The organism is Phaeobacter sp. JH204B (assembly GCF_048055755.1).
In the GTDB taxonomy this organism is placed as follows: Bacteria; Pseudomonadota; Alphaproteobacteria; order Rhodobacterales; family Rhodobacteraceae; genus Phaeobacter; species Phaeobacter bryozoorum.
The window spans coordinates 183,526-196,048 of the sequence record NZ_JAYMXF010000017.1 but is presented as its reverse complement, the minus strand read 5'-3'; the positions used below and the strand labels follow the sequence as shown (position 1 = coordinate 196,048).

The following is a 12,523-nucleotide window of genomic DNA, read 5'->3' as shown; positions in this document are numbered from 1 at the left end:
AATGCCGGGCTGACCGGCAGTCGATGGGTGGATCAGTCGTTGTCGCTGAGGCCGGCCCCGGCGCCGCGCAGGCGGCTTTCCTCGGTCGCCGGGGCAAAGGTGCGATGGGCAAACTTGCCCAGCTGGTCCCAGCTTGCGTTGGAGACGCTTGCGCGCATCACCGGTTCTTGCTGGCCGGTCATCTCCGCAGGGGCGGAGAATACCATCCGTTCCGCCAGCCGGCTGTGCAGCGTCTCGCTGGAGCCCTGCACGCAGAGCCGCTTGCCATCGGTGGCCAGGCGCGCGCCCTGCCATTCGGCGGCAACCGGTCGGCCCAGTCGCAAGGCCGCGCCGCCCATGAAGGGCACCGCCAGCAAGGGAAAATTGACGTTCTCCATCGTGATCTTGCCGCGCTCCAGCAGGCGCACGGCACAATCGCTGAGTGCTGCACCGGCGATCAAGGGGCTCATCCGGCGGGCAGGGGCGTGCCAGACCTCGGCTCGCAGCGAAACGGGCGATACGTCAATCGAGGGAATGCGATCATTCATCGTCAGCAGATCTGCCAGCATCTCGGTGCCGGGAAACCCAAAAGACGAAAGCCAGCGCGTGCCCTTGGCGGCCTCTTCTGCCAATCCCCAGGACAGGCCTGCGCCACGGGCGGCGCGCTTGCTCATGGCCTCGATTTCATTCAACGAATGGCTCATGCCAGCCCCTCTTCCAGTTCGGGGAATACCCAGAATTCCGCGTTCTCAACGGTGAGTTCGGTGGGCAGCGGAGCATTGCCATACATGCAAATCCGCACCCAACGATCTGACCGGGGATCAAATTTCGTCGCGCCAAAGAATGCCAGCTTGCAGCGCAGCATATCGATCGGCAGGACCTGATCGGAAATCGTGTTGTCACGGATTTCCGCGTAGGGCGCGCGGCCGACGATCTGAACACGGCGCAGAACATGGCGGTGTTCGGAATGGCGCAACAGGAAATCTGCAACCTGCGCCTCGTCTGGCCAGTGGGCCAGAGCCTGGTACAACATCGCGGCATCTCGACCCGGTGCCAGCGGCTGCTCATATTCTTCGATGGGCTCCTCAAAGCGCTCACCCAGACGGGGTTCGAGCTTTTCCTCCGAAACATACCAGGCGCGTGCCTTGTTCTCTGGGGCCTGCCAGTTTGTGTCGATGGCCCAAGCGTATACGTCCCGCAGGATCTTGCGAAGATCGCCAATGGTCATAGCACCCGCAATGCGAAAGGTTGCGGTGTTATCTGCTGACATATCTTCGGCGAAGCCATCGACAAGCCCGCCGTAGGGCTCCAGCATCAGCGACGCGATCCATTCCTGACCCTCGAGCGAGAGCGTCTCTTCGGCCCAGCGGTAGAGGGCATCCCAGGGCTTCGGACCGGCCAGCGTCTGGATTTCCAGGTAGCTGGTCACCTGATCAGCGTCGGCGCGCAGCGCGCTCAGTTTCTGGATCTGAATCGGATGCTGTGACTGCCAATCTGCAATTGTCAGCTTGCTGCGTGCCACCAGAGAGCGGAACACAGCGATATCGTCCGGATGCGCTTCCTCGATATTGCGCACCGCCTGGATCGCCTTTTCGCGCGCCGCGACCCAGTTGTTGAATAGCACCGGGTGGTTGAGCAGAAACGGCGCCATTCCAAGGCCGGTGGAATTGCCGATCCCCATGGACCGGGCCAGATCCGGAGCCAGTTTTGCGGCGGTGGTGCCCTCAGCCTTGGCGCGACAATCGGCCATATGCTGGACCAGATCGGTGACAAACCAGCGGGTCAGGTAGACCGATAGCATCTCAACCTGGAACGGCGCACGGAATTCGGGACGTTCCGCGATCATCTCGCGGTCAGCCGCACCCAGTTTGCCGGACCCGTAGACCGCCGTTGTCCGCATTAGATAGCCGACGGCGTCGATCTGCTCTGCGGAGGGCTGCTGGCCAGAGGCCAATGCGCTGACCACATGTTCCCAGAGGCGCACCGACCGGTTGGCGCGGGATACAGAAAGCTCCGACCCGGACACACGTCCGGCTTCCTGCACGGGGATATTCTGTGACAGCCGCGCGATATCCGCGTCAGAAGGAATGCCGTCAAATAGTGTGAAAGTGGCGTCCCAGGCCTCTGCAATCACTCGGTCGGAGCGTTTTTCAGGCGGCAGGTCGTGGGCAAAGGCGACCAGGGAATATGCACGCTCCGGCCCATATGCGGTGTAGACTGCATGGCCCTGACCGCTGTCGTCTATGTCAAATGCGGTCTGTTCAAATCGCCAGCCTTCGCGCGCCAGACGACGGGTCAGCACCCGCATGAATGACAGGCGCGACTGGTGCATAGAGCCAAGGCGTGCCAGACGCATGACGGTGTTCGGTTCACGGCAGAGAATGTCGGTCATTCGGATTGGCCTTTGTAATCAGGTCGTTAGTCGTATCCCGTATGATCTGAACAGGTCGGGCAGTTTGGATGGGTGGGCCGGGCGCCAGCAGCGCCCGGCAGCTATTCAGTTCTCTTTGCCTTTTGCCAATGTGATGCGCAGAGCATCCCAGAGCGATGGCAGAAGAATAAGCGACACCGGAACCGCGGTGACCACGATGAAGCTCTGTAGTTTTGATACGCCACCGGAACCGACGGAGATCAAAATGACCGCCATCACACCCATGGCGATGCCCCAGAAAACACGTACGGCGATGCTTGGGGTGTCGCCGTTGGTCATTGTAGCGGAAATCACGTAGCTCATCGAATCTCCGGTCGTGGCCACAAAGATCGTGGTCAGGATCAAGAACAGGATTGAGATCAAGAAACCCATCGGGAGATTGTTCGTGATTGCCAGTAGTGCCGCAGGCAGGTTGAAGCCTTCGAAAGCTGCGGAGATGGTGCCGGGCTCAGCCAGTTCCATCGCAATGCCCGTGCCCCCGATGATGGTGAACCAGAAGTTGGTCACGATGGGTGCGATGATCGACAGCATGATGATGATGGACCGGATCGACCGTCCGCGTGACACGCGGGCAATGAACATTGCCATCAGTGGCCCGTAGCCCATGAACCAGCCCCAGAAGAACACGGTCCACCATCCCAGCCAGCCGGGAGCGCCGAATATGCCTGCATCACCGCGATAGAGCGCCATCTGGAAGAAGTTGCCCAGATAGGTCGTAAAACCTGAGAAGAACGATCCGAAGATGAAACCGGTAGGTCCGGCAATGAGCACATAGACCAGCAACACGGCGGCCAGGATCACATTGATCTTGGACAGCATCTGGATGCCGCGCGACAGGCCGGTCATCGCCGAGATCGTATAGAGCGCCACCAGTGCGCCGATCACCACGAACTGAGTGGCAAAAACGTCCGGGATGCCGAAGAGATCGGAGAGACCATAGCTCACCTGAAGCCCAAGAAAGCCGATCGGACCGACGGTACCCGCTACCACGGCGATGATCGATGATGCGTCGGCGATCACCCCGATGGGGCCGTTGATAGCCTTGTCCTTGAACACCGGATAGAGCAGCGTCCGGGGGGCCAGCGGCAGGCCCTTTTCATAGTGATAATGCATCAGCATGACCGTGGAGAGCGAACCGAGGATCGCCCATGCTAGAAACCCCCAATGCATGAAGCTTTGTGCGATAGCGGGGGTAACGGCGGCTTCGCTACCGCCTTCGGCCCCGTAGAGGGGAGGCGAGTAGAGGAAATGCGCAATCGGCTCCCCGGCAGCCCAGAACACGCCACCACCAGCAAGCAGAGTACACATGACCATGGATCCCCACTGGAACGTGGTGAATTCAGGCGCGGCCAGCCCGCCGAGAATAGCGCGCCCACCGGGCAGGACGCAGAGCAGCAAACCGATCAGAAAGGTCGCAAGCAGTAGAATTTGCCAGTACAGGCCAAAATAGGTCGCCGAGATGTTGAACCCCCAGTCGACCAGTGCCGACAGCCCGTCAAGATTGACCAGTGCTGCGGCACAGAATAGCGCGATAAAACCGCCTGAAAGCAGAAATAGCGGCTTGTTGATCCGGCTCTCCTGCGGTGTTGTCTCCATAGATGTCTCTGACATCTTTCCCTCCCATTGGTTGGCCCGCGCACTGGTCGGGCCGATATTTCTGTCTATCCCGGTCTTTAATCCCCCGATTTTGGACCGAAATTCTCTTCAAAGAAGCGATACCAGTTGCCTCCCATGACAGCTGATACCTCGTCGTTGTTCATGCCGACCTTGCGCAGCCCGTCTTCGATATTTCCGAAGTCGCGGTTGTCTTCGAACCAGCTGGGCATTGGCGGGAAACCCGGCGCGGATTTGGAGCCTTCGCCGTAGTCGATCTCCTTGGTCCAACGACCCACACGCATCCATTCGACGACGCTGTCCGGCTGGTCCTGGCAAAGGTCAGTGCCGATCCCGAGATGTTCAACGCCGAATTTCTCGGCGGTTCGGGCAATCATCTCGCAGAAGCTTTGCAGCGTGCAGTTGGACTTGTCCTTCAGGTGATGCGGATAGACCGAGAAGCCCAGCATCCCGCCGTGGCCGGTCACTGCGCGGATGACATCATCCTTCTTATTGCGCAGGGCCGGCGACCATTCATGCGGGTTGGCATGAGTAATGGCGATCGGGCGGCTGGAAATTTCCGCTGCTTCGATGGTGGAGCGGTCGGCGGAATGGCTCATATCCACGACCAGGCCGACCCGGTTCATCTCCTTGATCACCTGCTTGCCCATGCGGGTGATGCCCATGTCCTCGGCCTCATAACACCCCGTCGCCAGCAGCGACTGGTTGTTGTAGGTGAGCTGCATGAAGCGGGCGCCGAGCGTGTGCAGGATCTCCACCAGGCCGATGTCGTCCTCTATCGGCGATGGGTTCTGGAAACCGAAGAACACTGCAGTGCGGCCGGTTTCGCGGGCCTTGTCGATATCAGAGGCCCACTGCCCCTTCATGATCAGGTCGGGGAACTGTTCGAACCAGCGGTTCCATTTTTCGAAGTTCAGGACCGTCTCGCGGAAGTTCTCATGATAGGCAATGGTGACATGGATTGCGTCCACGTTGCCCTCGCGCAGCTGGCGGAAGATTTTTTCCGACCAATTGGCATATTGCAGGCAGTCGATACGATATCCGGTCATTCAAGCACCTCGGTTTTCAAAGTCCACTACCCGGCCTGTAATGCCAGGCAGGATGCGCCCGCCTCGGGGGAAACAAGGAGGGCGGGCGCGTCCGCAAACTGGCAGGCCGGCGATGCGGCGCTGCCAAGAATTCAGTCTCAGACCGGCTTGCCGGCGCTGATGTAGGCGGTTTTGACGGTGGTATAGAACTCCGCCGCGGCCTTACCCTGCTCGCGCGGGCCATAGGAACTGTCGCCGCGGCCACCGAATGGCACGTGGTAGTCGGTGCCTGCGGTTGGCAGGTTGACAGTGACCACACCGGTGCGCGCGTTGCGGCGGAAATGGGTGGCGCGCGCCAGCGACTGGGTGACAATGCCCGAGGTCAGGCCGAAGTTGGTGTCATTCACCACCGACAGCGCCTCGTCATAGCTGCCGACCTTGATCACGCTGGTCAGCGGCGCGAACATTTCCTCGCGGTTGATGCGCATGTCGTTGGTGGTGTTGAGGAAAACGCCAGGGGACATGTAGAAGCCCTCGTGCGGCATCTGAAGACGCTGGCCGCCGCAGGCGAGTTCGGCACCTTCGGATTTGCCCAGATCGACATAGGCCAGGTTCTCGTTCAGCTGCTGCTCGCTGACCACCGGCCCCATCTGCACGCCCGCTTCCAGCGCGTGGCCCACTTTCATGGCCTGTGCCCCGGCGACAAGTTTGTCGACAAAGGCATCATGAATGGCCGCGTGGACCACGAGCCGGGAGGAGGCTGTGCATTTCTGTCCGGTGCCGCCAAAGGCGCCACCGAGGGCCAGCGTGACGGCCAGATCCAGATCTGCGTCGTCCATCACCGCCAGAGCGTTCTTGGAGCCCATCTCCATCTGCACCTTGGTCAGGTTCTGGATGGCGGCGGCAGCAATCCCTTTGCCCACCGGCACCGAGCCGGTGAAGGAGATCGCGTTCACTTTGGGGCTTTCGACCAGACGCTGGCCGATGGAACGGCCGGAGCCCATGACCAGCGAGAACAGGCCCTTGGGGATATCCTGCCGGTTGATGATCTCGGCCAGCGCGACGGCTGATGCCGGGGTGATGTTGGCCGGTTTCCACACCACGGCGTTGCCATAGCAAAGCGCCGGCGCGATTTTCCAGGAGGCGGTAGCGGTCGGGAAGTTCCAAGGGCTGATGATCGCCACGGTGCCGACCGCTTCCCGGCGCACATCCACCTCGATGTCGGGACGCACGGAGTCGGCGTTTTCCCCGATTTGGCGGAGGCATTCGGCGGCGTAATAGGTGAAGAACTGGCCGGCGCGGTAAACTTCGCCTTTACCCTCGGCCAGCGGCTTGCCTTCTTCACGGCTCAGGAGCGTGCCGAGTTCTTCGGCGCGGGCCATCATCTCGTTGCCGATTGCGTTCAGCACGGCCTGCTTACGCTCAAGCCCATAGGCTGCCCATTCACGCTGGGCCACCTGCGCCTGGTCCAATGTCGCATCCAGTTGATCGGCGCTGGCCTGCGCGAAGATACCAACGAGGTCGCTCAAATCCGATGGGTTGCGGTTCTCAACTTCGCTCTCACCAGCCAGCCATTCACCGGCAATCAGGTTCTTTTGGATATCAGTCATGGTCGGAGGCCTCACACAGAATTCAGTTTCCATGGGTATGGACATGCGCGGCCACTTCAATCAAACTCAAATTACTGAACATCATTTCAGAAACTCTGAAGTTAGTGCTCATGGCTTTGAAAATTGAATTGCTCCGCGGTTTTGCTGCAGTCGCTCGAAGTGGAAACCTGAGTGATGCTGCCGGTATTCTTGGGCGCACGCCCTCTGCCGTATCGATGATGCTCAAGCAGCTGGAAACCCATCTTGGCGAACCGCTGTTTGAAACCGACCGTAAGAACAGGCTGACCGCCCTTGGGGCCTTTGTGCTGGAACAAGCAGAGCGCGAGTTGCAGCAATACGATACGATGGTCAAAGCCATAGAGGGCTATGCCAAGGCCACCCACGGACATGTCCGCATAGCCACGGTTCCATCGGTCGCCGGCACCGTCATGCCCTTGGTCTTTTCCAGGTACATCAACGATTTCAAGAATGTAGATATTGAGTTGCGAGATATGGACTCGATCTCGGTTCTGCATGAGCTGTCCCGTGAACGCATCGACATCGGCATTGCAACACTAGGCCAGAACAGCTCTGGATTGCACAGCCAGCATTTGCTGTCGGATGCGTTCGGAGTGATCTGCGCACCCAGTCACCCGCTGGCGCAGGAGCAGGGGAAAATCGAATGGGAGATGCTGCGCAACGAAAGGCTGATCGCCAATAGCCTGTCGGCCAGCATCAAGGCGGAGCAATCCAGAGAGCTGCACGACAGGGCGCTGTTGAAGGCACAGAACCTGACCTCCATCATGGCTATGGTGCAGGCTGAAATCGGGGTAACTATTTTGCCGGAGATGGCCGCGCGAGCCGCGAATGCGACGGGGCTGGCGTTCCGACCATTGGCTGATTCGCTTGCGACTCGCCAGATCCACCTGCTTCGGAAAACCGATACGGCGCTGTCTCCTGCGGCCCGTTTGCTGGAAAAACACATCCTGAGCTGTGCTGCCGAATTGACCAAAGGAGGCCTGTCGTGACCCTAACCAAGACGCCGCTTACGCTTGGCATTATGATCTTTCCCGGTTTCCCTATGGCTTGCCTGACGTCTTGCATCGAGCCGCTGAGGGCCGCCAATGAAATCGCCGGGAAGGAGGCGTTTCGCTGGACTGTTGTTGCCGAAACAACGGAGCCGGTCGCGTCCTCGGCAGGGGTGACGTTCAGCCCGGATCGTGTGCTGGCCGATCTTACGGATCACGATTATCTGTTCTTTGCGGCGGGTCCTAATGCGCGCTTTGATCAATCGGCGCGTGCCAATGCCGCGCTCCAGCGGCTTACCCGGAACAAGACCCGACTTGGAGCCTTCAGCGGGGGGGTGTTTCCGCTGGCACGCACCGGTTTGGTCGGGAGCGACCCGCTCTCGGTTCACTGGTGCTATGAGGCTGCTTTTGAAGCGGAATTTCCTGAGATCGAGAGGCTGAGCACAGTGATCTGCGATGAGGGGGCTTTCACCACGATTTCCGGGGCGACGGCGGTTTTCGACTATATGTTGACCTTGATAGAAGACCATCTGGGCGGCGATATCATGGCCGAAGTTGCCTGCTGGTTTCAGCATCCATATGTGCGCAGCGCCACGACGTCGCAAAAGACACCCGCGTTTTCAACAGCCAAGAGCAAGGATCTGCTGCCCAAGAAGGTGACGCAGGCCATTGAACATTTTGCCGAGCATATCGAAGACCCTATTCAAATCAGCGATGTAGCGAATGCCATTGGTGTATCGGCGCGATCCCTCGAACGCAGTTTCAAGGAGGCGACGGGTCAGAGCCCGCTGAAATACTATCGGATGATGCGGATGAATCAGGCGCGTCAACTGGTGCTGTATTCCAGCACCTCGGTCACCGAAATCGCCTATATGGTAGGTTACAGCACGCCGGGCGCGTTCCTGCGGATCTACCGCGAGAGCTTTGGCGTCACGCCGATCAATGATCGTCGGGCGAAAAACTCCCTCCGCGTAAAAAGCGGCGACGCCCTGCCTGCGGGATAGGTCACCGCAGACAGGCGGGTTTTACGCGATGGAATGAGCTGCGCTGATAAGCGCGTGGTGAAGGGAGGCCGCGGAGGAGCGCGGTCCCAATACTGCCATGTGATCCTCTGCCCGGCGCCAAAGGAATACGCCGAGATGTTCCAACGTGCCCCGAATAACGCGCCCTGTTGTCATATTGCGCACAGGTGCATTGCTGAGCCGTTCGAACAGATCGCAGAGTGTCGGACCGGCGACATCGAAACGGCACCAGCCATCGGTCTGTTCGACCACCGAGGCAGCCGCACCCACCACTGGTTTCAGATCACGCGCCAGCAATTCATGGCGGTCATGCGGGGCCGAGATCATCCATTGAGCGGGTCCGGTCCAAAAAACGGAGATACCCCCCGAGTCTGAAGATGTGCCGACATCTGGAAGCGTCATGCCATGCGCCGAACCAAGAGCCGCCCGCAGTGCCGTTTCCTGATCTTTACGCGCTGTAATCGAGGCCAGGGCCTGGTCTGTCACCTCTGAGATGGTCAGGTCGCCGACCCGGTCAATCCGGGCCGTATCGCTGCCAAGTGGGCTGATTGGACTGAGCTTATGCACGGAGCTTCTCCCCTTCCGGGTCAACAAAATGTGGGCTGACAATCTCAACCAGGACTGTTTGGTTTTCCAACGGGTTCACAAGGCGCAGCCGTTCTCCTGTGCGGTCCGACCCACCTTTGACAAAAGCCAGGCCAATCGCGCTTTTCAGGATGGGTGAATAGGCCGCGGAGGTGACATATCCCTGATCATGTGCCGCCTCCACGGGGCCGTCGGCTGCCATCAGATGCCCCCCGGCGGGCAGGCTGTCGCTGCTGTTGACGGGGCGAAGCCCTACCAGATGCAGCGCCGCTTCGGTATTCATCCCCTCGCGTCGGCTGAGGACATTGCCAATGCAGTCCTTGCTGGTTGAGACCATGCGCCCGAGTCCGAGGTTTAGTGCGGATGTTGTCCCGTTCAGCTCATTGCCGGCGGCGTGTCCTTTTTCGATCCGCATGACACCCAGAGCTTCTGTGCCATAGGGGGTTACGTCGAATTCCTCACCGGCGGCCATCATTTCCCGCAGCAGCGCGTCGCCATAGCGTGTCGGCACCGCGATTTCATAGGCCAGCTCACCGGAGAAGGAGATCCGGAACAGTCGGGCGCGGCATCCGCCGCAGACAGTGATTTCGCCGCAGCCCATGAAGGGAAACGCTTCGTTTGAGATGTCAAATTCTGGGTCGACAATCTTCTGTAGCAATCTCCGCGCATTTGGCCCGGCGACGGCATATTGTGCCCAGGCCTCGGTTGTCGAAATCAGTTGAACATCCAGATCCGGACACAGGCACTGACGCACGAATTCCATATTGCGATAGACCAGAACCGCATTGGCCGTGGTTGTGGTGACGACAAAATGATCCTCTGCAAGACGGGCTGCAGTGCCGTCATCATAGGCGATACCATCCTCACGCAGCATGAGCCCATAGCGCACCTTGCCAACCGGTAATTTGGCAAACCCGTTTGCATAAATCATGTTGAGGAAGGTCGCGGCATCCGTGCCCTGAACGTCGATCTTCCCCAAAGTGGTTACGTCGCAAATGCCCACCGAATTACGCGTTTGCAGCACTTCGCGGTCGACGGATTGGCGCCAATGGGTTTCACCGTCACGCGGGAACCACTGTGCGCGCAGCCAGTTGCCGACCTCAACGAACACCGCGCCTTGTTCCTCGGCCCATTTGTGACTGGGTGTCAGGCGGGTTGGGTGGAAATCCTTACCCACCGCTCGCCCCGCCAGAGCGCCCATCGCCACCGGCGTATAGGGCGGACGAAAGATGGTCGTGCCGGTTTCCGGGATTGACTTGCCGGTGAGCTCGGCCATCACTGCCAACGCGCCAAGGTTCGAGGTTTTGCCCTGGTCGGTGGCCATGCCAAGTGTGGTGTAGCGTTTCAGATGTTCCACCGAGGTGAAGTTTTCCTGATGCGCCAGCTTCACGTCCTTCACCGTCACATCATTCTGGAAATCTAGCCAAGCGCGCTTTGCGCCTTTGACCTGCCAGAACGGGGTCAGCGAGACGGGTGCGCCTTCAGCACGGGGCAGATCGGCTGCACCGGCCGAGATGCCGAGATCGGCAAGCGCCTCGATCGTTTTCTGGACTCCCCCCGCAAGGGCCTGTGCGCTGGTCATATCTCCCATAGCAGCCCCGGCGACCAGCTGACCGGTTGGCAGCCCTGCGGCCGGAACAAAAGACTGGATGGCCTCGTTCCAGACGGGGCGACCACGCTGGTGGCACGTCAGGCCCAGATTGGGATTCCAACCCCCGGACATGGCCAGCGCGTCGCAGGCGATTGTTCGGGTTTGCCCATTTGCCAGGCGCAGGGTGACAGACGTCAGGCCAAGCCGCCCCTTGGTGTCGGTAATCTCGGCACCTGCCAGAACCTCGGTTCCCGGCAGGGCTGGCGCATCCGGTCGCACGTCAATGATCGCGGGGACCTGGACACCCTTTGCCATGAGGTCACGAGCGGTTTGATGTGCATCGTCATTATTGGCGAACACCACGACCGAATGGCCGGGGGTCGCCGCCCAGCGATTGGCATAGGCACGCACCGCGCCCGCCAGCATAATGCCGGGTCGATCATTATTTTCAAAGGCGATCGGTCGCTCAATGGCTCCCGTGGCGATCAGCGCGCGTTTGGAATAGATCCGCCAAAGGGTCTGACGCGGTTTGCCAGCTGCGGGTTTTGGCAGATGGTCGGCATTGCGCTCAACCGCACCATAGATACCGTGATCATAGGCGCCAAAGACTGTGGTGCGGGGCATCACCCGCACATTCGGGAGCGTCGCAAGCTCTGCCTGTGTCTGGGCCACCCAGTCCGGGCCTGACATATCGGACAAAGCCTGAGTTTCACTTAGCAGACGACCGCCTAGGTGACTATCTTCATCCGCGAGAATGACCTGAGCGCCAGCGCGCCCTGCGGTCAATGCTGCGGCCAGGCCGGCTGGTCCGGCGCCTATGATCAACAGATCACAGTGCAGATATCCCTTGTCGTAGGCGTCGGGATCCGCCTCACCGGTCAGGCTGCCAAGGCCCGCTGCCTTGCGGATGATCGGTTCATAGAGCTTTTCCCAGAATGCTTTGGGCCACATGAAGGTCTTGTAGTAGAACCCTGCGGTCAGGAAGTTCGAGAACCGGTCATTGATCGCCATCACGTCATGTTCGAGCGATGGCCAGCGGTTCTGCGATTGGGCCTCCAATCCTGCGTAGAGTTCGATAACCGTGGCGCGCGTATTCGGTTCCTGACGACCACCGGACCGCAGTTCAACGAGGGCGTTCGGCTCCTCGCTGCCCGCGGTCAGCACGCCCCGCGGGCGGTGGTACTTGAAGGAGCGGCCCATCAGGCGCACGCCATTGGCAAGCAGTGCTGACGCCAGCGTATCTCCCTGATGGCCTTGGTAGTTCTTGCCGTCGAATTGGAACGACAAGCCTGTGTCGTGGTCGATCAGTCCGCCGGACAGACGGTTTTTCAGTGGGGGGTGCGAACTCATTGCAGCGCCTCCTGCGGCGTGTTTGCGGCTCTGTTCGCAAGGGCAACATCCCGCGCCAGTTCAACCTTCAGTATCTCATGCGTGACCGTATTGCGGGTGACGACCAGCCAGGAACGATCGCCCTGTTCATGAAACCACAATTCGCGATGCTCCCCAGCCGGGTTCTGACGCAGATAGAGGTAATCGTGGAATTGCTGCAGCGCGGTCTCCGAAAGCCAATAGGGGCGGTTCATAAGGCCAGCATCGCCCAGATAGGTGAATTCCTGCGCGTCGCGTGGGCCGAGTAGCGGATGGTTGATGATCATC

Annotated in this window: 10 protein-coding genes; 2 read left to right on the top strand and 8 right to left on the bottom strand. The window is 59.9% G+C overall.

Features of this window, described 5'->3' with window-relative positions; translation table 11 throughout:
• Positions 1–32: 32 nt before the first annotated feature.
• The 5 genes from VXL81_RS09620 to VXL81_RS09600 all read right to left on the bottom strand — a co-directional run bounded on the left by VXL81_RS09620 (position 33) and on the right by VXL81_RS09600 (position 6,662).
• On the bottom strand, positions 33–683 hold the full coding sequence (locus VXL81_RS09620; protein WP_416554011.1) for a DUF3726 domain-containing protein: 651 nt from the start codon (positions 681–683) through the stop codon (positions 33–35).
• Entirely contained in the window at positions 680–2,371 is a 1,692-nt protein-coding gene (locus tag VXL81_RS09615) for a hypothetical protein (protein WP_416554009.1), read from the bottom strand. The genes VXL81_RS09620 and VXL81_RS09615 overlap by 4 nt, the downstream gene beginning before the upstream one ends.
• 105 nt (positions 2,372–2,476) lie before the next feature.
• Positions 2,477–4,021: a BCCT family transporter gene (locus tag VXL81_RS09610; RefSeq protein ID WP_340547685.1), complete on the bottom strand. Its 1,545-nt coding sequence runs from the start codon at positions 4,019–4,021 to the stop codon at positions 2,477–2,479.
• Between the two features lie 62 nt (positions 4,022–4,083).
• Positions 4,084–5,073, bottom strand: coding sequence for a membrane dipeptidase (locus VXL81_RS09605; RefSeq protein WP_416535481.1), 990 nt, complete (start codon positions 5,071–5,073; stop codon positions 4,084–4,086).
• Positions 5,074–5,210: 137 nt separating this feature from the next.
• Positions 5,211–6,662 carry an aldehyde dehydrogenase family protein gene (locus tag VXL81_RS09600; RefSeq protein WP_416539610.1) on the bottom strand — a complete coding sequence of 484 codons (1,452 nt, stop codon included), beginning with the start codon at positions 6,660–6,662 and terminating at the stop codon, positions 5,211–5,213.
• 110 nt (positions 6,663–6,772) lie between these two features.
• Between VXL81_RS09600 and VXL81_RS09595 the strand changes: the two genes are divergently transcribed.
• Entirely contained in the window at positions 6,773–7,669 is an 897-nt protein-coding gene (locus tag VXL81_RS09595; protein WP_340547682.1) for a LysR family transcriptional regulator, read from the top strand.
• The gene (locus VXL81_RS09590) at positions 7,666–8,673 is read left to right on the top strand and encodes a GlxA family transcriptional regulator (protein WP_340547681.1); all 1,008 of its coding nucleotides are present in this window, start codon (positions 7,666–7,668) and stop codon (positions 8,671–8,673) included. The genes VXL81_RS09595 and VXL81_RS09590 overlap by 4 nt, the downstream gene beginning before the upstream one ends.
• A gap of 21 nt (positions 8,674–8,694) precedes the next feature.
• Here VXL81_RS09590 and VXL81_RS09585 read toward each other — a convergent pair whose 3' ends face one another.
• From VXL81_RS09585 to VXL81_RS09575, 3 genes are read right to left on the bottom strand one after another with little or no spacing between them, the layout of a single operon-like run.
• Positions 8,695–9,258, bottom strand: coding sequence for a sarcosine oxidase subunit gamma (locus tag VXL81_RS09585; protein ID WP_416554007.1), 564 nt, complete (start codon positions 9,256–9,258; stop codon positions 8,695–8,697).
• Positions 9,251–12,217 carry a sarcosine oxidase subunit alpha family protein gene (locus tag VXL81_RS09580; protein WP_416554005.1) on the bottom strand — a complete coding sequence of 989 codons (2,967 nt, stop codon included), beginning with the start codon at positions 12,215–12,217 and terminating at the stop codon, positions 9,251–9,253. Before VXL81_RS09580 ends, VXL81_RS09585 begins: the two co-directional genes overlap by 8 nt.
• Positions 12,214–12,522, bottom strand: coding sequence for a sarcosine oxidase subunit delta (locus tag VXL81_RS09575; protein ID WP_340547678.1), 309 nt, complete (start codon positions 12,520–12,522; stop codon positions 12,214–12,216). The genes VXL81_RS09580 and VXL81_RS09575 overlap by 4 nt, the downstream gene beginning before the upstream one ends.
• Between the last annotated feature and the right edge of the window lies 1 nt (position 12,523).

Bases quoted from the DNA above. Each gene is read 5' to 3' on its own strand.
- VXL81_RS09620 (WP_416554011.1), bottom strand. From the start codon at position 683: ATGAGCCATTCGTTGAATGAAATCGAGGCCATGAGCAAGCGCGCCGCC.
- VXL81_RS09615 (WP_416554009.1), bottom strand. From the start codon at position 2,371: ATGACCGACATTCTCTGCCGTGAACCGAACACCGTCATGCGTCTGGCA.
- VXL81_RS09610 (WP_340547685.1), bottom strand. From the start codon at position 4,021: ATGTCAGAGACATCTATGGAGACAACACCGCAGGAGAGCCGGATCAAC.
- VXL81_RS09605 (WP_416535481.1), bottom strand. From the start codon at position 5,073: ATGACCGGATATCGTATCGACTGCCTGCAATATGCCAATTGGTCGGAA.
- VXL81_RS09600 (WP_416539610.1), bottom strand. From the start codon at position 6,662: ATGACTGATATCCAAAAGAACCTGATTGCCGGTGAATGGCTGGCTGGT.
- VXL81_RS09595 (WP_340547682.1), top strand. From the start codon at position 6,773: ATGGCTTTGAAAATTGAATTGCTCCGCGGTTTTGCTGCAGTCGCTCGA.
- VXL81_RS09580 (WP_416554005.1), bottom strand. From the start codon at position 12,217: ATGAGTTCGCACCCCCCACTGAAAAACCGTCTGTCCGGCGGACTGATC.
- VXL81_RS09575 (WP_340547678.1), bottom strand. From the start codon at position 12,522: ATGATCATCAACCATCCGCTACTCGGCCCACGCGACGCGCAGGAATTC.